At 71.6% G+C, this 21,365-nt stretch carries 15 protein-coding genes; 10 read left to right on the forward strand and 5 right to left on the reverse strand.

Going from position 1 to position 21,365, the window contains the following annotated elements; all coding sequences use genetic code 11:
* Positions 1-128: 128 nt before the first annotated feature.
* Complete coding sequence (locus JJ691_RS47935) at positions 129-755, forward strand: helix-turn-helix transcriptional regulator (RefSeq protein ID WP_211772193.1); 627 nt, start codon at positions 129-131, stop codon at positions 753-755.
* 188 nt (positions 756-943) lie between these two features.
* Here the strand turns inward: JJ691_RS47935 and JJ691_RS47940 are convergent, their stop codons facing one another.
* Positions 944-3,187, reverse strand: a complete 2,244-nt coding sequence (locus JJ691_RS47940; protein WP_249227501.1) for a SulP family inorganic anion transporter — start codon at positions 3,185-3,187, stop codon at positions 944-946.
* A 189-nt stretch (positions 3,188-3,376) separates the two neighbouring features.
* Positions 3,377-4,093: a TetR/AcrR family transcriptional regulator gene (locus tag JJ691_RS47945; protein WP_211766013.1), complete on the reverse strand. Its 717-nt coding sequence runs from the start codon at positions 4,091-4,093 to the stop codon at positions 3,377-3,379.
* Positions 4,094-4,162: 69 nt separating this feature from the next.
* On the opposite strand from JJ691_RS47945, the gene JJ691_RS47950 reads away from it, so the two are divergent.
* Complete coding sequence (locus JJ691_RS47950) at positions 4,163-5,374, forward strand: FAD-dependent oxidoreductase (RefSeq protein WP_211766014.1); 1,212 nt, start codon at positions 4,163-4,165, stop codon at positions 5,372-5,374.
* 264 nt (positions 5,375-5,638) lie between these two features.
* Here the strand turns inward: JJ691_RS47950 and JJ691_RS47955 are convergent, their stop codons facing one another.
* Entirely contained in the window at positions 5,639-5,980 is a 342-nt protein-coding gene (locus JJ691_RS47955; RefSeq protein WP_211766015.1) for a hypothetical protein, read from the reverse strand.
* Between the two features lie 9 nt (positions 5,981-5,989).
* Positions 5,990-6,208 (reverse strand): hypothetical protein, encoded by a 219-nt coding sequence (locus JJ691_RS47960; RefSeq protein WP_211766016.1) that lies wholly within the window; start codon positions 6,206-6,208, stop codon positions 5,990-5,992.
* 181 nt (positions 6,209-6,389) lie between these two features.
* Here JJ691_RS47960 and JJ691_RS47965 point away from each other — a divergent pair, with 181 nt between their 5' ends.
* The 5 genes from JJ691_RS47965 to JJ691_RS47985 all read left to right on the forward strand — a co-directional run bounded on the left by JJ691_RS47965 (position 6,390) and on the right by JJ691_RS47985 (position 13,981).
* A complete protein-coding gene (locus tag JJ691_RS47965; RefSeq protein ID WP_442912570.1) occupies positions 6,390-7,238 on the forward strand; it encodes a helix-turn-helix domain-containing protein in 849 nt (282 codons plus the stop codon).
* 58 nt (positions 7,239-7,296) lie between these two features.
* Entirely contained in the window at positions 7,297-7,503 is a 207-nt protein-coding gene (locus JJ691_RS47970) for a DUF397 domain-containing protein (RefSeq protein WP_211766017.1), read from the forward strand.
* A gap of 313 nt (positions 7,504-7,816) precedes the next feature.
* The gene (locus JJ691_RS47975) at positions 7,817-10,642 is read left to right on the forward strand and encodes an AfsR/SARP family transcriptional regulator (RefSeq protein WP_249227502.1); all 2,826 of its coding nucleotides are present in this window, start codon (positions 7,817-7,819) and stop codon (positions 10,640-10,642) included.
* Between the two features lie 220 nt (positions 10,643-10,862).
* Complete coding sequence (locus JJ691_RS47980) at positions 10,863-11,042, forward strand: hypothetical protein (RefSeq protein WP_211766019.1); 180 nt, start codon at positions 10,863-10,865, stop codon at positions 11,040-11,042.
* 11 nt (positions 11,043-11,053) lie between these two features.
* Entirely contained in the window at positions 11,054-13,981 is a 2,928-nt protein-coding gene (locus JJ691_RS47985; protein ID WP_211766020.1) for a helix-turn-helix transcriptional regulator, read from the forward strand.
* A 41-nt stretch (positions 13,982-14,022) separates the two neighbouring features.
* Here JJ691_RS47985 and JJ691_RS47990 read toward each other — a convergent pair whose 3' ends face one another.
* Complete coding sequence (locus tag JJ691_RS47990; RefSeq protein WP_249227503.1) at positions 14,023-14,547, reverse strand: hypothetical protein; 525 nt, start codon at positions 14,545-14,547, stop codon at positions 14,023-14,025.
* A 189-nt stretch (positions 14,548-14,736) separates the two neighbouring features.
* On the opposite strand from JJ691_RS47990, the gene JJ691_RS47995 reads away from it, so the two are divergent.
* The 3 genes from JJ691_RS47995 (at position 14,737) to JJ691_RS48005 (ending at position 21,314) form a co-directional block, all read left to right on the forward strand.
* A complete protein-coding gene (locus JJ691_RS47995; protein WP_211766021.1) occupies positions 14,737-15,489 on the forward strand; it encodes an ABC transporter ATP-binding protein in 753 nt (250 codons plus the stop codon).
* Positions 15,489-18,023 carry an ABC transporter permease gene (locus JJ691_RS48000; protein ID WP_211766022.1) on the forward strand — a complete coding sequence of 845 codons (2,535 nt, stop codon included), beginning with the start codon at positions 15,489-15,491 and terminating at the stop codon, positions 18,021-18,023. Before JJ691_RS47995 ends, JJ691_RS48000 begins: the two co-directional genes overlap by 1 nt.
* Before the next feature lie 114 nt (positions 18,024-18,137).
* Positions 18,138-21,314, forward strand: coding sequence for an AfsR/SARP family transcriptional regulator (locus JJ691_RS48005; protein ID WP_211766023.1), 3,177 nt, complete (start codon positions 18,138-18,140; stop codon positions 21,312-21,314).
* Positions 21,315-21,365 lie beyond the last annotated feature (51 nt).

Raw genomic sequence — 21,365 nt, forward strand, 5'->3', positions numbered from 1 at the left:
GTACGCCCTCCCGGGATGTCGGGACTGTGCACCCATGCGCTCGGGAAGCCCCAAAGGGCATCGTGAGTGCACGGCGCGCCGAACGTGGACGTGCCTGATGGGGAGGCAGGGGAATCGTGCTCAACACCATGACTCGCACCGCGGTATTCGTGTGCGCGACCGACCCGATCCTGCGTGGTGGCATCGTGATGGCGCTGCGCGGGCGACCGGAGATCCAGCTCGTCGACGACGCCCAGGCCGATCCGGCCCGGACCGTCGTGCTCGCGGTGGGGGACCGCTTCGACGAGCGGGTGACCGCGCTGCTTCGACGCATGCGCGGCCGTGGCTACCGGCGCATCGTGCTGGTAGCCGGTGACATCGACGACAACGAGGTGCTGGCCGCCGTGCAGTCGGGGGTCTGCGCGGTGGCCCGGCGCGGCGAGATCGACGCCGACGCGTTGGTCCGCTTGGTCAACGCGGCCCGGGCCGGGGAGGGCTCGATGCCGCCGGACCTGCTGGGCCGCCTGCTGGACCGGGTGGGCCGGCTGCAGACCAAGGTGCTCGAGCCGCGGGGGCTGCGGCTGTCGGGCATCTCCGCCCGCGAGACCGACGTGCTGCGGCTGATCGCCCAGGGCCTGAGCACCCGGGAGATCGCCAAGAAGCTGTGCTACTCGGAGCGCACGGTCAAGAGCCTGCTGCACGACGTGACCGTGCGGTTCGAGCTGCGCAACCGCTCGCACGCGGTGGCCTTCGCGGTGCGCGAAGGCCTGATCTGAGGATCTGGCAGTGACCGGGGTGGCGCGGCAGGGGGGCGCGCCACCCCGGCCGCCATCCGTGTTGTCGCGCGAGTCCCGCTCTCAGGAAACTGAATGTCGAGTTCGCGAACTCGCATCATGGTTGCCCGAGAGCGGGACTCGCGGGGGTGGTGTGGGCGTGCGGCTGCCGTCCCACCAACCCCCTTCGGTCACACGGTGATGTCGCGCAGGGCCCGGCGGTCGGGGTCGACCAGGAAGGCCTTGGCCGCGGCGATGTCGAAGTACATGCCGACCAGCTTGACCTTGCCGGCCGCCACGGCCGCGGCGACGTTGGGGTAGCTGCGCAGGTTCTCCAGCTGCTGCGCGATGTTGGCCAGGCACAGCCGCTCGTTGGCCGGCAGCTCGGCGTCCTCGCCGGCGGTGGCGGCCAGCCGGAGCAGGCTGGGCTCGGCGTAACGCAGCCAGTCGTACAGCGCGGAACCCTCGCCCACGGACTGGGCCAGCACGGCCTTCATGGCGCCGCAGTCGGAGTGCCCACAGACCACGATCTCCTGCACGGCCAACACGTCCACGGCGTACTCGACGGCCGCGCCGACCGAGGCGTCCACGCCGTGGGCGGGCACCAGGTTGCCGACGTTGCGCAGGCTGAACTGGTCGCCGGGGCCGCTGCTGGTGAACATGTTGGGCAGCACCCGGGAGTCCGAGCAGGTGATGAACAGCTGCTTGGGCTTCTGCCCGTGCTCGGCCAGCTCGCTCAGGAACGGCCGCACCAGGTCGGCGGCGTGCTGGTCGAACGCCCGCACGCCGGCGATGAGGTGGTCGTCCTCCGCGGCCTGGGCCGGCAGCTGCACGTCGGCCGGCTCGGCCAGCTGCCAGTGCGACCACGGGGCGAACCAGCGCGGCGGCACCGTGGAGCGGATGGACTTGCGCCGCGCCGGCCGGCCGCCGATGGCCCGGTGGTACCAGCTGTCCAGCACCTCGTCCACGCGGACCTTGCCGCCGGTGCGCTCGTAGCCGACGCGCCAGTCGTTGATCACCTCGAACACGCCGTGGTCCATGAAGTCGACGTGCAGCTCCAGCACCACGCTCTCGCGCAACGGGATCGCCCGCAGCTCACGGACCAGCCGGCCGGCGCCCAGGAAGACCAGGGAGCCGCGCACGGTCACCCACCAGCGGCCGTCCACCCGCTGAACGTCCACAGTGGAGTGCGTGAGCCGGTAGAACGCCCGGACCAGGGCTACCGCCAGACCGACCAGCACGCCCTCGACCAGGCCGAACGCGATCACGCCGAGCAGGGTCGCGGCGTACACCACCATCTCCCGGTGCCGCCACAGCTGCTTCATGTGGGCGACGCTGACCAGCTTGACGCCGATCACCACCAGCACCGCGGCCAGCGCGGCCATCGGGATCTGCCGCAGCACGCCGGCCAGCAGCAGCACCGCCAGCAGCATCCAGACGCCGTGCAAAACCGTGGACCAGCGGGTTTTCGCGCCGGCGGCCACGTTGGTGGAGCTGCGCACGATCACGCCGGTCACCGGTAGGCCGCCGAGCGCGCCGGACACCATGTTGGCCGCGCCCTGGGCGACCAGCTCCTTGTCCAGGTTGGCGCGGGGGCCGTCGTGCAGCTTGTCCACGGCCACCGCCGACAGCAGCGACTCCACGCTGGCCACCAGGGCCACGGTCAGCACGCCGCCGACGATCGCCAGCACCGGTCCGCTGGGCAGTTGCGGCAGCACGACCTCGTTGATGATGTCCGACGGCAGCGCCACCCGGACCAGGTCGAGCTGGAAGCCGGCGGCCACCGCCGTGCCCAGGCCTACCGCGACCAGCGGGGCCGGCACGACGTTGACCTTGGGCAGCTTCGGCCACAGCATCATCACCGCGATGGTGATCGCGCCGACCAGCAGCGCGCCCGGGTGCAGGCCGAGGATCTGGGCCGGCAGCCCGGCCAGGTTCTCCAGGACCGAGCCCTGGTTGGAGCCGCCCAACATGACGTGCAGCTGGCCGACGGCGATGGTGACGCCGATGCCGGCCAGCATGCCGTGCACCACGGCCGGCGACAGCGACAGCGCGAGGCGGCCGACCCTGGTCAGGCCGAGCAGGATCTGGAGCAGGCCGGCGCCCACGGTGATGGCGGCGGTGGCGGCCCAGCCGAACTGCGCGACCAGGCCGGCGACGATCACCGTCAGGCCGGCGGCCGGGCCGGCGACCTGGAGCGGGGCCCCGCTGAGCAGGCCGCCCAGCACACCACCGACGACCGCGGCGATCAGGCCGGCGATCAGCGGCGCGCCGGAGGCGGCGGCGATGCCCAGCGACAGCGGGACCGCCACCAGGAAGACCACGAAGGAGGCGGGCAGGTCGTAGCGCAGCACGGCCCGCAGACCCGTGGGCGGGCCGGTGTCGGCTTCGTTGCCCGGATGCGCCTTCTTCGAGCGTGACTCGGAAACGGACAAGGTGGGACTCCCCAGAACTCGGTGGCCGATGGACCGTGACCTCCATGATGCCGAGAGTCACCCCCTGGGGAGGTCAACGGTACGTAAATATTACTTTACCCTCAGCCTTGACCGGAGAAGTGGTGACGATCACGCTCTTTTGGATGAGTGTTTGGTGATGTTTGCCCGTTTGCTTGCCACGCAACGTGATCACTGCTGCGGCAACAGGGTGGCGAATCCGTTGATGACGCTGCTCAGGCCCTGTTCGAAAGCCAGGTTCTCGCGGTCCGGGGCGTGTGGGGTGGTCGCCTCCACCCAGTATCGAGTGAGCCTCGGGTAAAGGCCGCTGGCCACGACGGTCTCCGCGTACCGGGCCTGACCCTGGATGTACTGGGCGAAATCCTGGCCGGAGCGGCGGACCGCCTCGCTCTCGGCCACCTCCTTCATGGTGTGGCCGCGCACGAAGGCCAGCAGTGTCTCGATGACGAGCATCGACTGGTTGGCGTCCAGCGGCAGTCCGTCGAGGGCGGCCAGTGCGTGCTCGGTGCTGTGCAGACTGTTCGGTCCGAGGATCGGCCGGCCGGCGGTGAGCGCCGCGGCCCACGGGTGCCGCAGGATCAGCCGTCGGGCGCGGTACGCGATCTCACGCAGGTCCCGCCGCCAGTCCCCGGTGTGCGGGGTCAGCCATTCCTCGCCGAGCACCGCGTCGAGCATCAGGTCGAACAGCTCGTCCTTCTTGTCGACGTAGCGGTAGAGCGACGCGGCCCCGGTGCGGAACTCCCGGGCCACTCGCCGCATCGACACCGACTCGATGCCCTCGGCGTCGGCGATGGCCACCGCGGTCACGGCGATCCGCTCCCGGCTGTGCGCCCGCCGAGGCCCGCGGTCGCCCTGCTCGGGGCGCTCCCAGATCGTCGAGTCGTTCATTGCGAACACTGTACCCAGTTCGGTAGCGTGAAAACCGCGAACGATGTTCTCGATTAAAGGGGGAGAACTGTGGACGTGGTGATCGCGGGCGGCGGCCCGGTCGGCATGACGCTGGCCGTCGAACTGGGGCTGGCCGGCCTGGACGTGCTGGTGCTGGAGAAGCTGACGCCGCAGCAGCGGCGCGAGGCCGACGGCCCGATGGGCATGCGGGCGATGAATGTGCCCACGGTCGAGCACCTCGACCGGCGTGGCCTGGGGGCAGCGCTGCGCGAGGCGCAGGAGAAGGCACCCAACCCGTGGGGCAAGGACGGTGACGGCGACTCCGCCGTCGTCGGGCACTTCTCGCTGCTGTTCATCCAGAGCCGGTTGCTCGATCAGGAGGACCCGGACATCCGGCGGGTCGGTCGCGCGGTCAACGGCGGCGGCTTCGTGTACCGGGCGGACCTGGTGGAGCTGCTGGCCGATCGGGCGCGGGAACTCGGGGTCGAGATCCGGCACGGGGCCGAGGTGACCGGCTTCGAGGCTGACGACAACGGCGTGACGATTCATGTTGGTACAGAACAGATTCGGGCCGGCTGGCTGGTCGGCTGCGACGGCGCGCACAGCCGGGTGCGCCGCATTGCCGGCATCGACTTTCCCGGTGTGGAGCCGGAACAGGTGTCGATCCAGGCCATCGTGGAGCTGGCGGGCGATCTGCCCAGCGAGGGATTCGGCGACGCCGGCTTCTATGTGCACGGCCCGCTACCCGGAGACGCGCACCTGGTCGGCACCACTGAATACGTTTCCGGTGCGGTGGAACGGGATGTGCCCGTGACGGCCGAGTTGGTGCAGGAAACCCTGCGCAAGATCAGCGGTCGGCCGGTGACGATCACGCGCCTGCACTACGGCTCCCGTTCCACCGACGCGACCCGCCAGGCGGCGACGTACCGCCAGGGGCGGGTGCTGCTGGCCGGCGATGCCGCCCACGTGCACCCGCCCTACGGCGGCCAGGGCATGAACCTCGGCATCGGCGACGCGGCCGATCTCGGCTGGAAGCTCGCCGACACGATTCGCGGCACCGCGCCGGCGGGGCTGCTCGACACGTATCACGAACAGCGGCATCCGGTCGGGAAGTGGGTGCAGGACTGGGCCATGGCCCAGGTCGCGCTGCTGCGGCCCGATCCGCGGAGCAGGGCGCTGCGGGCGGTGATGCGAGACCTGCTCGACACCGTGGACGGCGCGACCTACGTGATCAAGAACATCAGCGGCGTCGCGGCATCCGAGGATTCCTCACGTCGCTGACCCTCCACCCGGCTTTTTCGCCACATGTGGTCCACATGTGGCTTCCAGTGCCACATGTGCGCCACATGTGGCGAAAGGGTCACTCGAACGGGTGATAAACACACACGATCCCCGCCCGGCGATGGTCTGGGAGTGGGGCGGGGATCGTGTGTGGTCCGGGTGGCGCGGGGGAGGGGGCGTACGGGGTGAAGCGCCACCCGGATCGACCACGGACTCGGGGTCCGCGTCGTCTGTGGGGTTTTCTCGAGCGCCGGGGCTGGACCCTCAGCCGGCGCTGCGCAGGTGACGGCGGCCGGCCGGCTGCTCGTCCCTGGTCGTCCGCTGTTCCTCGCGGGTGATCGTCAGGCACAGGTGCGCGGCCAGGTAGGCGCGGCACGGCGAGGGCAGCCGCCGGCTGAAGCGGCGGGTGCGGCAGGTGGGACAGCGGCCGTTCTCGTCGGGCTGGTGCTCGTCGAGCAGGGCCTTGAGGGCGGTCACCATGCGGGGTAGCTCGGCCCGCGCCAGGCCGATCGCGGTACGGTCGTCAGCCTTGGCGGCCAGTCGCATCAGGTCGGACAAATGCTCGTGCAGGGACTTGTCGAGTTGACTGAACACGCTGGTGGGCATGGGGTCGGGTCACCCGGCCCTGTTCACGAGCAGGGCGGTGGCCTCTTCGATGGCGCGCTCGAGGCTCTTGCGCAGCTGGTTGGCCTCGGCGATGGACAGGGTGGAGGTCTCGGCGGGCGGTGAGATCATGACGATCCGGCCGGGTCCGGACCACACCTGCACCTGCCGCTTCCGGTCCAGCGCGTCCAGGCAGGCGATGTCCCAACGACGTCCGGTGAACTCGGTCATCCTTGGTCCTTCCACGGTTGGTGGGTGGCATCCGCTTGACATCCCCGGAGCGGCGTGTTGGCTAGCAGCCTGCGACCGGGCAACGGTTTTCTGCAAGTTGCACTACACGATTGGATGACAGGCCTTTGCCGGCCCTCAAGTCCCGTTCCACACTGAGTTTCGTGCGAAAGGCGGTTGACAGGTGACCATGCAACCGAGCCCCACGGTTCGCAAGCGTCGTCTCGCCAGTGAGCTGCGCCGGCTGCGAGAGGCGGCCGGGCTGACCATCGAGGACGTCGGCGAGAAACTGGAGTGCTCGCCGTCGAAGATCAGTCGCATCGAGACGCTGCGGGTCGGGGTCACGCCCCGGGACGTGCGCGACATGCTGCTGCTCTACGGGGTGCCGGAGGAACAGCGCGAGTATCTCGTGCAGATCGCCCGCGAGGCCCGGATCAAGGGTTGGTGGGAGTCCTTCGGCGACGTCGGCCGCGGAGCCTTCCTCGGCTTCGAGGCCGAGGCGGCGCTCCTGCGCACCTACAACGCGATGCTGGTGCCCGGACTCGCGCAGAGCGAGGCCTACATCCGGGCCCTGATCGCCGAGGGCGCGCCGGACATGTCGCCGGACGAGGCGGAACGTCGGATCACGATGCGCTTGACGCGCAAGCGGATCCTGGAGCGCGAGGACCCGCCGCGGGTCTCGTTCGTGCTCGACGAGAGCGTGCTGCGGCGTCCGGTCGGCGGCCCCGACGTGATGCGGACCCAGCTGGAACACCTGGTGGACCTGTCCACCAGGCCGAACGTCACCTTCCAGGTGATCCCTTTCGCACACCGCTCGTACCCCGGTATGGGCGCGTCATTCGTGATCATGGAATTCCCCGACCCCGCCGACCGCGACGTGGTCTACGTCGAAGGCACCGTCGACGGGACGTTCCAGGAGAACGCCGATGAGGTCGACTACTACTCGATGCTGTGGGGGCATCTGGTCGCCGCGGGGCTGAGCCCCAAGGACTCCGTCGCCTTCATCGAGGACGCGGCCAGTCAATTCGACTAGGCCCCGGCCGGTCCGTACGGCAGGCGGGCGAGGGGCTGCAACCAAGGAGTGTGCTGTCGTGATCGAAACCCAGGCCGACCTGACCTGGCGCAAGAGCAGCTACAGCGGTCCCCGCGACGTCTGCTGCGTGGAGATCGCCTTCGCCGGGGCGGACACCGCCGTGCGTGACTCCAAGAACCCGGCCGGCGGCTCGCTGCTGGTCGGCGAGTCGAGCTGGCGGCGCTTCCTGGCCACCGCCAGCAGGGACGGGTTCCGGCGGACCTGAGCCCGCGCGAGCCGTCGGCGCCGTGGGGGAACCCGACCCGCATCGGCGCATGGGACCGGCCTCGGACGAAGGCGCGCGTCCGAGGCCGGTCACTGGGGGACGCGAACCGATCGATGTTCCGCCGCCGCGGGCTGTTGCCCTCTGCACATCGATCGGCCCGCGTCGTCTGTGGGGAGCTTGCGGGCTCCGGCTGGTTCCATCGGGTGGAACTGGTAACAATGATTACTGATCCGTCCACACAACCTCTGGAGTACGTCTGGAGGCCCGATTAGGCTTCGACCGCCGCACCGTGGCGGCATGGAGGGCTGATCGCTTGTCAGACGGATCGACCTGGTGGTTCGAGGTGCTGGGCGCGCTGCGCGCCAGCCGGGACGGCCAGGAGGTGGCGCTGGGGGCGCCCAAGCAGCGGACCGTGTTCGCGGTCCTGGTGCTGGGGCGCAACACAGTCGTGGGCCGGGACCAGATCATCGACGCGCTGTGGGGCGAACAGGCCCCGAGCAGCGCCGTCAACGTCGTGCACACCTACGTGGCCGGCCTGCGCCGGGCGCTGGAGCCCAGCCGGGCCAGCCGTGCGCAGGGCGACCTGCTGCGCTCCTCCGGCGACGGCTACCGGTTGAGACTGGACCCGTCGTGGGTGGACCTGGACGTGTTCGACACCCGGACCACGGCTGCCGCCCGGCTGCGCGCCGTCGGCGACCTGGCCGGCGCCGCCGAGGAGCTGGACGCTGCCCTGAGGCTCTGGCGCGGCGACCCGCTGGGCGGGTTGCCGGGCCTGTTCGCCGAGGTGGAGCGCAGCCGGCTGGTGGAGCGGCGGCTCACCGTGATCGAGGAGCGCGCCGACATCCGGCTGGAGCTGGGCCGCGGCGCCGACGTGGTGGCCGAGCTGAGCCGACTGGTCGCCGAGTACCCGCTGCGGGAACGCCTGTACGGCATGACCATGCGGGCCCTGTGCCAGACCGGCCGGCAGGCCGAGGCGCTGGCCGCCTACCGCACCGCCCGCCAGGTGCTGATCGACGAGCTGGGCGTGGAGCCGGGGCCGGAGCTGCAACGCCTGCACCAGTCCGTGCTGGCCGGGGAGGACCTGTCCGGCTCCGAGCAGCGGCCCCAGGTCGTGGTCACCGCGGCCGCGCCCGGGCAGCTGCCGCCGGACACGGCCACCTTCGTCGGCCGGCAGGACCTGCTGGCCCGGCTGGACGCACTGCGGGCCGAGACGCCCTCGGGCCTGGTGGTGGCGATCACCGGCCCGGCCGGCGTGGGCAAGACCGCGCTGGCCGTGCACTGGGCGCACCGGGTGCGGGCCGACTTCCCCGACGGCCAGCTGCACGTCGACCTGCACGGCTACGACCCGCAGCGGGACCCGTTGGACGCCAACGAGGTGCTGCGGCGCTTCCTGCGGGCGCTGGGGGTGGCCGCCGGTGAGGTGCCGTCCACCGTTGACGAGCGCGCGGCGCTGTTCCGGACCATGGTCTCGGACCGCCGAATGATCGTCATGTTGGACAACGCCCGCAACTCCGACGAGCTGATGCCGCTGCTGGCCGGCTCCGGCTGCTGCGTGCTGGTGACCAGCCGGCGGCGGCTGGACGGGCTGGTCGCACACGCCGACGCCAAGCTGCTCGACGTCGACATGCTCAACGACGACGAGGCCGTGAACCTGCTCGGCCGGATCGCCGGCAGCGCCCGCCTGCGGGAGGAGCCGGCCCAGGTGGCGCGGCTGGCCTCGCTGTGCGACCGCCTGCCGCTGGCGCTGCGCATCGCCGCCGCGCGGCTGGCCGTCGCGCCACGACAGCCCGTGGCCGCGCTCGTCTCCGAGCTCGACGACGAGCAGGGGCGCTTGGCGGCGCTCGGGTTGGAGGGCGGCGCGAGTGCCGTGCGGTCGGCGTTCGACGCCTCACGCCGCGCGCTGCCGCCGTTGCCCGCGCGGCTGCTGGCGCTGCTGGGCATGCACCCCGGTCACGACATCACCCCGCACATGGTCGCCGCGCTGGCCGAGGTCCGGCTGTGCGACGCCCTGCGCGCGTTGGACTCGTTGGAGGCCGCGCACCTGCTCACGGTGGTCGAGCTCGGCCGGTACCTGCCGCACGACCTCGTACGGGCCTACAGCGTGACCCTGGCCGGCGAGGAGCTCAGCGAAGACGAGCAACGGGCCGTGGCCGGCCGGATGCTCGACTACTACCTGTACTGCGCCGACCTGGCCGACGGCCTGCTGCCGATCACCCGTGGCACCGTGGAGATATCGCCTTCGTCGGTGCCGGCGGAGATCCCCGTGATCGATTCCGCCGCCACCGCCATGGCGTGGCTGGAGGCCGAGCGGGTCAACCTGTTGGCCGTCGCCGCGTACGCCGTCACGCACGACTGGCCGGTGCACGCGTGGCAGCTGCCGTACACGCTGAGCCGACTGTGCTGGCTGCTGGCCGACCGCGACTCGTGGCTGGCCACGCACGAGGCCGCCACGCCCGTGGTGCGGCGGTTGAAGGATCCGCTGGCGCAGTTCGTCACCCTGCACAACCTCGGCGTCGCGCTGACCCTGCACGAGCGCTACGACGAAGCCCTCGACGCCGAGCGGGAAGCGCTTTCCGTGAGCCGGCGGCAGGGGCACGGCGAGTGGCAGGCGCGGGCGTACACCTCGATCGCCAACATCCTCCAGTCCACCGGCCGGGCCCACGAGGCCGAGGCCCAGTACCTGCGGGCGGCCGAGATCAGCAAGCGCACCGGCGCCCAGTTCGCCGAGGCCAACAACCTGCACAACCTGGCCGTGCTGTACGCGGGGGAGCGCCGGCACACCGACGCCGTGCAGCAGGTCACCGCCGCGCTGGCGATCTACCGCGAGCTCGGCGACGCCGTCGGCGAGACCGCCGGGCTCAGCGACCTGGTGTCCTCCCTGCTCGCCCTCGGGCAGGGGACGGATGCCCTCGTCGCGGCCAAGCGGTCGCTGGAGGTGGCCGTCGAGGCCAGCAGCGTCTACCACCAGGGCATCGCCCACGACCGCATCGCCCAGGCGCTCGACTTCCTCGGCGACCAGTCGGCCCTGCCGCACTGGCAGCGCTCCCTGTCCGTGCTCACCGACCTCGGCGCCCCCGAGGCGGACGCCGTCCGCGCCCGCCTGGCCCGCGCCCGGGTCTCCGTCCGCACCCCCGCCTGAACCCTCGCGAGTCCCGCTCTCGATCAACCATGTGTCGAGTTCCGGAACTCGACATTCAGTTGCCTGAGAGCGGGACTCGCGAGTGATGCTGAGGGGCCTTACTCGGCCCTCAGGCTGTCTTGGCCCGGCCAGGTAAGGGGGCGGGTAGGTGTTCGCCCGATGTCGGCCGCGCACCCTCAGGACGAATCTCCTTCTCGTCGGAAACGCTGAGGAGGAAACGATGTTGGAGTTCAGTGCCCCCGAGTCGCTGCGGGCCGAGATCGAGTACCGGCAGGCGCGGGCCCGTGAGCTGGCTCAGCCGGTGTCGGCGAAGGAGTCCCCGACCTGGCTGTCGCGGCTGTTCCACTGGCACGAGTCGAGTGACGGGCATGACGGGAAAGCCGCCCACCGAGCCGCCTGAGGTGTGCGAATATGCCCACCGTGCCGCGTCTGGGATCGGGAATTCCGCTGGTGGCACGCAGCGCCGAGATCGGCCGGCTGCGTGCCGCCCTCGTGCGGGCCGGGCAGGGCGGGGCCGCCGCGGTGCTGATGTCGGGGGACGCCGGCGTGGGCAAGACGCGGCTGGTGACCGACCTGGCCGCGACCGCGGAACGGGACGGCGCGCTGGTGCTGACCGGGCGGTGCGTCGGCTCCGGGGCGGGTCTGCCGTACCTGCCGTTCGCCGATGTGCTGGCGCAGTTGCGTGGCGACTGTCCGGAAGCCCTGCACAGCCGTCCGGCGCTGGCCCGGCTGTTGCCCGACCTGGCCGTGCAGACGTCGAGCCGTGAGGACGACGCGGAGCTGGGGCAGCTCCAGCTGTTCGACGCCGTGCACAGCCTGCTGGCCGAGCTGGCCGCCGACCGGACCGTGCTGCTGACGATCGAGGACGTGCACTGGGCCGACTCGTCGTCCCGCAACCTGTTGACGTTCCTGCTGTCCCGGCTGAGCACCCAGCGGCTGCTCGTCACCGTCACCTATCGCGCCGACGAGCTGCACCGCCGGCACCCGCTGCGGCCGGTGCTGGCCGAACTGGTGCGGCTGTCCGCGGTGGAGCGGCTGGACCTGACGCCGTTCAGCCCCGAGGACGCGACCCTGTTCGTCCGCTCGCTGGCCGAGGACGACCTCACCGACGCGCAGGTGCTGCGCATCGCCGAACGCTCCGAGGGCAACGCGTTCTACGCCGAGGAGCTGGTGGCCAGCGCCGCCGACTGCGACCCGGGCGTGCCGACCGCGCTGGCCGATGTGCTGCTGGCCCGGATCGAACGCCTCAGCCCGCAGGCGCAACAGGTGCTGCGCGCGGCGTCGGCCGGCGGCCGTCGGGTCCGCTACGCGCGGTTGCACGAGGTCGCCGCGATGGCGCCGCCGGAGCTGGAGGACGCGCTGCGGGAAGCCGTGCAGCACAACGTTTTGCAGACGATCGACGCCGACGAGCACTACGCCTTCCGGCACGCCCTGCTGCGCGAGGCGATCTACACCGACCTGCTGCCGGGCGAACGGGTCCGGTTGCACGCGGCGTATGCCAAGCTGATCGCCTCCGAGTCGGGAATCCGTGGCAATGCGGCGAAACTGGCCTACCACAGCATGGAAAGCCATGCCCTGCCACAGGCTTTGCAGGCCTCCGTGCAGGCCGCGCGGGAGGCTGACGAGGCCGGCGCGCCGAGCGAGGCGCTGCACTACGCCGAGCAGGCCCTGAAGATATGGCCCGCCGTGCCCGACGCCGAGGCCCACGCCGGCGTCAACGAGGTGAAGCTGACCAAGCTGGCCAGCATGTTCGCGGTCAGCGCCGGCGAGCTGGAGCGGGGCATCGCCTTCGCCCGCCAGACCGTGCGGGTGGCCGAGGGCGAGGAGAAGATCGAGGCGCTGCGCCGCTTGTCGTTGGCACTGGTCAATTTGGACGGTCGTGAGGACGAGGCCGCCGAGGTCATCGACCGGGCCTGGCAGCTGGTGCGGGACGAGCCGTACTCGGTGAACAAGGCGTGGGTGCTGGCGGTTCGGGCCCGCATGCTGCGCGCCACCTGCGAGCCACTGGCCCGGGAGGCCGCCGAGGAGGCGGTGCGGACCGCGATGCACGCCGGTTCGCGCAGCGCCGAGGCTGACGCGCTGATCACCATCGCCCTGATGGACGAGAAGGACGGCCTCGTCGACGACGCGTGCTCCCGGCTGCTCATCGCCCGGGACCGGGCCATCGAGGCCGGCGCGCTCACCGTGGAGCTGCGGGCCTGGTACAACCTCGGCGTCAACCGGTACGAGCAGGGCCTGATCGGCGAGGCCGTGAAGGTCTTCTCCGAGGGCCTGCGCCGCTCCGAGCAGAACGGACTGTCCTGGGGCCCTTCGGGCTTCCAGCTGCGGGCGCTGCTGGTGACCGCCCGCTATGTGGCTGGCGACTGGGCCGGCAGCGCCGAGGCCGCCCGGCTGCCCGGCGACCCCGTGGCCAGCATCGGCACCGCCATCGTCGCCGCCTCCGGCCTGGCCACCGAGGTCGGCGCCGGTCGTCTTGACCACGCCGAGCAGCTGCTGCACCGGCTGCGGCCCGAGTGGCAGCGGGACTACCAGCTGCCCCTGAACTGCACCGCCGCCGCCGTCGAGTTGCACAGCTGGCGTGGCCGTTTCGACCTGGCTCTGGCCGCCGCCGAGGACGGCATCGACTCGCTTGAGGCCCTCCAGGCCGGCCTCACCGGCGAGGTTCGCCTCGCCGCCCTGGGTGTCTCCGCCGCCGCCGACATCGCCCGGGGCGCTCGGCGTCGTCGTGACTCCGACGCCGAGGCCGCAGCCCTCGACTCCGCCCGGCGACTCGCCGAGCTGGGCTTCGTCGCCGCCAAGTCCAGGCCCCGCAGCGGAAAACTCGGTCCCGAGGGCCGGGCCTGGCATGCGCGCCTGGCCGCCGAGATCACCCGCCTTGACGACGGCACCGGCGATCCCGCCGCCTGGCGGCAGGTGGTCGACGCCTTCGGCTACGGCCATGGCTACGAACGCGCCCTCGCCCGCTGGCGCCTCGCCGCCGCCCTGCTCGCCGACGACGACAAAGACGGCGCCGCCCGACAACTCCGCCTCGCCGCCGAGTCCGCCGGCCGCCTCGGCGCCGTCCCCCTCGGCACCGCCATCGCCGAACTCGCCCGCCGTGGCCGCATCCAACTCGGCGACGCCGTCCCCCGCGACACCGTCGACCTCCTCACCCCTCGCGAACGCTCCGTGCTGGCGCTGGTGGCCATGGGCCGCACCAACCGCGAGGTCGGCGAAGAGCTCTACATCAGCGAGAAGACCGTCAGCGTCCACCTCTCCCGCATCATGGCCAAACTCGGCGCCAGCCGCCGCGCCGAAGCCGTCGCCACGGCCTACGACCGAGGCTTGCTGGAGTCCTGAGCACTGGCGTCGATCCGCTCTCGTAGCAGGTCCACGTCAGATCACGCCTGGCCGTCGGAGTCCTGCTGCTTGCGCCGCTCGTCCTCGTGGCGCTGGTTCCAGGCCGCCCGCATTCGGTCGCCACGGCGCTCGTGCGCCGCACTACGGCGTTGCTGCCAAGGGGATTTCGTGAGCAGGCGGGTGACCAGGAGTTCGTGCGGGGCGTAGTCGTTGTCCGTGTCGACCACCTCGAGCCCGGCGGTGGTCATGATCTTGCGCATGGCTTCCTGCATCGCCTCGCCGATGCCGTCGTTCAGCCGCTTGAACGCCGCGGTCTCCTCGCCCTCCTGTAACGGGTCTTCAGCCCAGGCCTCCAGCGCCGCGTCCATCAGCACGCTGTGCGACTGCCAGTCCACCAGCACACCCCGCATGTCCGGCCGATCCACGCGCACGAGCGCGCCGGCGGTCCCTGGCGGGTCGTCCTCGGGCATCACCGGCAACCCCGCCGCCACCAGCTCCGCCCGGACGACAGTGGCGAGAACCTCCAGCCGGAACGCGGCCTTGCGCTCTTCGGACATCTCCGTCATGGCGGCAAGTCTCCCAGGTCCGCCGGCGGGTCGGGCAGGACCGACGTGCGGGTGGTCCGGGGGTTGTACGCCTGGGGGATGACGTCCGTCAGCCTCGGGGACGACGTGGCTTCCCGCCCGCGAGTGGATGTTGGCGGACCCCGGGCGACCATAGGTTCTGCCTCATCGAATTCCAGGTGAGGAGCGACAATGTCTGCTGTGGCGTCCGACGTCGGGCTGCGTACCGCGGTGCAGGCCCGCGAGCTGGTGAAGGTCTACGGCCGGGGCGACACGGCGGTGCGGGCCCTGGACGGGGTGAGCGTGGCGTTCGCGGCCGGGAAGTTCACGGCGATCATGGGGCCGTCCGGCTCGGGCAAGTCGACGCTGATGCACTGCCTGGCCGGCCTGGACTCGGTGGACCACGGCCAGGTCTACATCGGACAGACGGACATCACGAAGCTGTCGGACCGGGATCTGACGCGGCTGCGCCGCGACCGGGTGGGCTTCGTGTTCCAGTCGTTCAACCTGCTGCCGACGCTGACCGCGGAGCAGAACATCCTGCTGGGCCTGGAGTTGGCCGGCCGCAAGCCGGACAAGGCCTGGTACGACACGATTGTGGACACGGTGGGCCTGCGCCAGCGCCTGACCCACAAGCCGAGTGAGCTGTCGGGCGGCCAGCAGCAGCGGGTGGCGTGCGCGCGGGCCCTGGTGGCGCGGCCGGAAGTGGTGTTCGCGGACGAGCCGACGGGCAACCTGGACTCCCGCTCGGGCGCGGAGGTGCTGGACTTCCTGCGCATGTCGGTGCGCAAGCTGGGCCAGACGGTGATCATGGTGACGCACGACCCGGTGGCCGCCTCCTACGCCGACCGCGTGGTGCTGCTGGCCGACGGCCGGCTCGCCGGCGAGATCAACCAGCCCACCGCCGACTCCGTGCTGTCGGCCCTCAAGCACCTGGGAGCGTGATGTTCCGGGCCACGCTCGCGGGTCTGCGCGCCCGCACGGCGAGGATGGTGCTGTCCTCGATAGCGATCATCCTCGGCGTCGCCTTCGTCAGCGGCACGCTGGTCCTGGGCAACGCCCTCAACGAGCAGGTGCACGACGAGCTCGCCCGCCAGACCAAGGGCGTCGACGCGTCGATCACGATCAACCGGGACGACGAGACCGAGAACACGCCGACCGCCAACCAGGCCAAGCTGGGCCAGGACACGGTCGAGGCGATCCGCAAGATCCCGGGTGTGGCCGGCGCGGACGGCCGCGGCGCCACGGAGATCCCGCTGGTCAAGCCGAACGGCAAGGCGGCCTCGGCCTTCGTCTCCACCATCGAGAGCACGCCGCAGCTGCGGGAGTTCGACCTGGCCTCGGGGGCGTTCCCCAAGGCGGACAACGAGATCGCGCTGGACGTGCGGACGGCCAAGACGACCGGCATCGGCGTCGGCCAGAAGGTGTCGGTGCTGGCCGACGGCGACAAGGCCGTGCCACTGACCGTGGTCGGCACGTACAGCCAGGGTGCCAACACGATGTCGCTGAGCGACTACCAGGTCCTGCTCACGTCGACGGCGATGCAGTCGCTGAGCAAGCAGTCCGGCATCTACCAGATCGTGGTGGCCGGGGCGCCGGGCGTGAGCCAGCAGCAGCTGGTCGACCGGATCACGGCCCAGCTGGGCAAGGCCTACTCGGTGCAGACCGGTGACGCCTTCACCCAGGACACGCTCACCCACGCGGCCCGGGGCTCCGGCGGCCTGACCCAGATCATGCTGATCTTCGCGCTGATCTCGCTGGTGGTCGCGGCGATGGTCATCTACAACACGTTCACGATCCTGGTCGCCCAGCGCACCCGTGAGCTGGCGCTGCTGCGCTGCCTGGGCGCCGACCGCCGCCAGGTGTTCGGCAGCGTGCTGCTGGAGGCCCTGGTGATGGGCCTGGTGGCCTCGGTGCTCGGCCTCGGCGCCGGCGTAGGCCTGGCCGCGTTGCTGGAGCAGGCGGTCAGCCTGGCCAGCGGCGGCGAGACCGCTCCGACCGGCCTCCCGATGACCGGCACCGTGGTGCTCGCGGCCTTCGCTGTCGGCGTCCTGGTCACGGTGGCGTCGGCGGCCCTGCCGGCGCTGCGGGCGACCAAGGTGGCCCCGCTGGCCGCCCTGCGCAGCCAGCCCGACAGCCGCGACGAGGTCCGCCGCACCGGCGTCCGGCGCATCGTCAGCGCCGCGGTGCTGCTGTTCGGCGGGGCCGGCCTGATCGGCCTGGGCATGGGGCTGGACCAGATGTCGGCGATGCTCGTCGTCGGCGGCGGCACGATGGTGATGCTGCTGGGCGTGATCGTGGTGGGCCCGCTCATCGTCGGCCCGATCAACAAGGTGCTCGGCGCGATCCCCGCGCTGCTGTTCGGCGTGCCGGCCAAGCTGGCCACGGTCAACGCCGGCCGCAACCCGCGGCGCACCGCCGCCACCACGGCCGCGCTGATCATCGGCGTGACCATCGTGACGATGGTGACGGTGGTCGCCACCAGCGGCAAGCAGGCCGCCAGCGCCCAGGTGGACCAGCGGTTCCCGGCCGACTTCGTGGTCACGTCCTCGGTGTACGACCACCCGCTGCCGGCCACGCTGCCCGGCCAGCTGCGCTCGGTGTCCCAGATCGGGCAGGTCGCGGCCAGCGCCCAGACGGTGATGACCGTGGGCCAGTCCGGCGACCAGGAGGTCATGGGCGTCGACCAGTCAGCGCTGGGCAGCATGGTCAACCCGACGCTGGTCAGCGGCGACCTGAGCCAGCTCGGCCCGGGCGCGGTCGCGCTGTACAAGTCGGCGGTCGGCGGGGCCAAACTGGGCGACCAGGTGCTGGTCAGCACGCCGGACGGCAACAAGATGCTCAAGCTCGTGGCCGTCTACGACTCGCAGGGCCTGGACGACGCCCTGGTCACGCTGGACACCTTCGCGTCGCTCGCGCCCAAGGTCGTCGGCTACAGCCAGGTGCTGGTCAAGACCAAGCCGGGCGTGTCGCCGGGCGACGGCCAGGCGGCGATGGACCAGGCGACCGCGAACGTGCCGGTGGCCAAGGTCAGCAGCGCGGCCGCGACCAAGCAGCAGCTCAACAGCCAGGTCGACAACCTGCTGGCGCTGATGTGGGCGCTGATCGGGCTGGCGGTGGTGATCGCCCTGTTCGGCATCGCCAACACGCTGGGCCTGTCGGTGCTGGAGCGCACCCGGGAGTCGGCGCTGCTGCGGGCGCTGGGCCTGACCAAGGGCCAGCTGCGGCTGATGCTGGTGATCGAGTCGGTGCTGATGGGCGTGATGGGCGCGCTGCTCGGCGTGGTGCTCGGCGGCGCGTTCGCCTGGGTGCTGATCACGGCCATCTCCACGCCGCAGCTCCAGCTGGGGCTGGCGATCCCGGGCGGCCAGCTGGGTGTGCTGCTGGTGGCGGCGGTGCTGGCCGCGGTGCTGGCGGCGCTGGCCCCGGCCCGCCGGGCGGCCCGGACGTCCATCGTCGCGGGCATGGCCGAAGCCTAGAAGCCAATTCCAAGAGCCGGGTGGCGCTCGTCCGTCGGGGGCGAGCGCCATTCGTGTATCCAGGAACAGGGGATGCGCTCCTGTCTCCCAGCGGCGGAATGTCCTGGGGGACACATGGAAATTCGGCTTCTCGGGCCGGTGCAGGCGCGGATCGGGGAGAGAGTCGTCGACCTCGGTCCCCGGCAGCGCCGGCTGGTGCTGGCGGTGCTGGCGATCGAGGTCAACCGGCTGGTCCCGGTGGACCGGCTGGTCGAGCTGGTATGGCCGGTGCGGCCGCCCCGCACGGCCTCACACGCGGTTCGGGTGTCGGTGTCGAGCATCCGGGGCCTGCTCTCCGAGGCCGGCGCCGACCTGACGGTCGTCACCCGGGGTTCCGGCTACCAGCTGCGGGCCGATCCGATGCTGATCGACGTGCACCGCTTCCAGGAGCTGCTGACCCGCTCCCGGGACGCCGCTGACGACCAGTCCCGGCTGGCCGAGCTGGACGAGGCGCTGGCGCTGTGGCGGGGGCCGGCGCTGGTCGACACGGCCGACCCGGAGGTGGTCGAGGAGCTGGTCGGCGGGGTCACCGAGACCCGGCTGGTGGCCCAGGAGGACCGGTTCGACACGCTGCTGCGGCTGGGCCGGCACCAGGAGACGCTCGGTGAGCTGACCACCCTGACCGACCAGCATCCGACCCGGGAACGCCTGGTCGGGCAGCTGATGCTGGCGCTGCACCGCGGCGGCCAGAGCAGCCGGGCGCTGGCCGTGTCACGGCGGACCCGGACCGTGCTGGCCGAGGAGCTGGGCATCGACCCAGGCGAGGAGCTGAGCCGGCTGGAGCTGGCCGTCCTGCGCAATGACCCGGCCCTCACGATCAGCGCCGGCCAGCCGGCGGTGACGATGACCGCGCCGGCGCTGCTGCCGCCGGCCATCGGCGACTTCACCGGCCGCGAGGCCCAGTTCGCGGCCCTGGACCGGGCCGGCGCGGTGACGCTGCTGGTCGGTACGGCCGGCGTGGGCAAGACAGCGCTGGCTGTGCAGTGGGGGCACCGGTCGCGGGCGACGTTCCCGGACGGCCAGCTCTACGTCAACCTCAACGGCTACTCGGTCGGGCCGCCGGTGCAGCCGTTGCAGGCGCTGTCCCAGTTCCTGCGGGCCGTCGGCGTGCCGCCGGACCAGGTGCCGGTGGACCCGGCCGAGGCGGCCGGCCTGTACCGCTCGCTGCTGGCCGACCGGAAGATGTTGGTGCTGCTGGACAACGCGGTCAGCGCCGAGCAGGTGCGGCCGCTGCTGCCGGCCGGCCCGCGGTGCCAGGTCGTGATCACCAGCCGGGACCGCCTCGACGGGCTGGTCGCGTTGGACGCGGCCCAGCGGCTCGCGCTGGACGTGATGTCCCCGGACGAGGCGCTTTCCTTGCTGCGTCGGATGATCGGTGGCGAGCGGATCGACGCCGAGCCGGACTCCGCGCGGGAGCTGGCCGACACGTGCGCGCACCTGCCGCTGGCGCTGCGGATCACTGCCGCCCAGCTGGTGAACCACCCGTCGCGGCCGATTTCCGACTACGTCGCCACCCTGGACCAGAACGACCTGCTGACGTCGCTGCGGATCGACGGCGACGAGCAGAGCGCCGTGCGGGCCGCGTTCGACCTGTCCTACTCCGGGCTGAAGCCGGAGGCCCAGGAACTGTTCCGCCGCTTGGGTTTGGCCCCTGGACCGGACATCAGTGCCCAGACCGCGGCGGTGCTGATCGAGTCGACCCCGTGCGAGACGGCCCGGCTGCTGGACCAGTTGGCCGCCGCGCACCTGGTCGACCAGCCGGTGTTCGGCCGCTACACCTGCCACGACCTGTTGCGGCACTACGCCCGTGACCGCGCCGACGAGCAGGACAGCGCCGAGGAGCGGGAAAGTGTGCTGTGCCGGCTGCTCGACGAGTACCTGCGGCACGCCCGCGCGGCGGTCGGCGTGCTGTACCCGCACATGCTGCAACTGGCCCCGCCGACCAAGGATCTGTTCGACGACTTCGCGTCCGCGCTGGCCTGGCTGGACGTGGAGCGGCCCAGCCTGATCGCCGCCATCCACCATGCCGCGCGGGCCGGGCAGCGGACGCGGGCCTGGCTGCTGGCCGACGCCATCCGCGGATATCTGTTCCAGGGCGGGGAATTCGCCGACTGGTTCGCCACCGCCCGCCTCGCGCTCGCGCTGGCCACCGGCGACCCCCGGGCCAAGGCCGCCGCCCTGTTCAGCCTCGGCACCGCGCACTACGCCGTGAACCAGTACCGCGAGGCGACCGAGCTGTGCACCGCGGCGCTGGATCTGTGCCGTGAGACCGAATGGCTCTCCGGGCAGGCGTCCGTGCTCAACAATCTCGGCCTGATCGCCATGTCCACCGGCGAGTTGGAGCAGGCGGCCGTGCACTGCGAGCAGGCGCTGCGGATCGGGCTGCGGCTGGGCAACCGGCACACCGAGGAGATGGCGCTGACCAATCTCGGCATCGTCTGCTACCTGCGGGGCGAAGCCGACCGGGCGGTGGATTTCCATCGGCGGGCGCTGACCGTGCAGCGGGAGATCAACCCCCGTGGCGAGGGCGCGGTGCTGGTCTACCTCGGTGGGGCGTTGTGCCTGCGCGGTGATCTCGACGAGGCGTTGGACAGCTGCGTCACGGGATTGGCGTGCTGCCATGAGATCGGCGCGCGGATCGAGGAAGCGCAGTTGCAGGCGTACATCGCCGGGATCCAGCACGCCGCCGGCCGGCGGGACGAGGCGCTGGCCGCCGCCCACGCCGCCGTCGAGTTCGGCGTCGACCTCGGGGACCAGCGCACGGAGGCGTGCGGGCGGATGATGCTCGGCGCGATCCTTGGCGGCACCGAGGAATGCGAGCGCGCCCTCACCCTCGCGCGGGCCATCGGCGCGCGGCACGTCGAGTGCGAGGCCCTGATCGTCATGGCCGCCAACCTGGTGTGCGACGGCGTACTCACGCTGGCCTCCGACTACGCGCAGCACGCCCTCGGCATCGCCATGGACGCCGGTTACCTTGCCCTGCAAGGGCGGGCGCTGTCCGTGCTGGCCGACATCGCGCTCGGCGGGCCGCAGCCCTCTCGCGCCGCCGAGTTGGCCACCGAGGCCCTGTCCGTGCAGCGGCAGTCCGGCGACCGCCTCGGCGTCGCCGCCACCCTGTGCACACTGGGAATCGCCTTACGCGGCACCGTCGGCGCGCTCGCCGCCCAGCCGCACTGGCGCGAGGCCCGCGACCTCTACGCCCGCTGCCACGCCCCCGAACCCACCCGCCTCACCACCCTGCTCGGCCCCTGACCCCATAGTTGGAAAGGACCATTCCTCTCGTTGGATGAGAGGAATGGTCCT

Origin of the sequence: Kutzneria sp. CA-103260 (assembly GCF_018263855.1) — a bacterium.
Taxonomy (GTDB): domain Bacteria; phylum Actinomycetota; class Actinomycetes; order Mycobacteriales; family Pseudonocardiaceae; genus Kutzneria.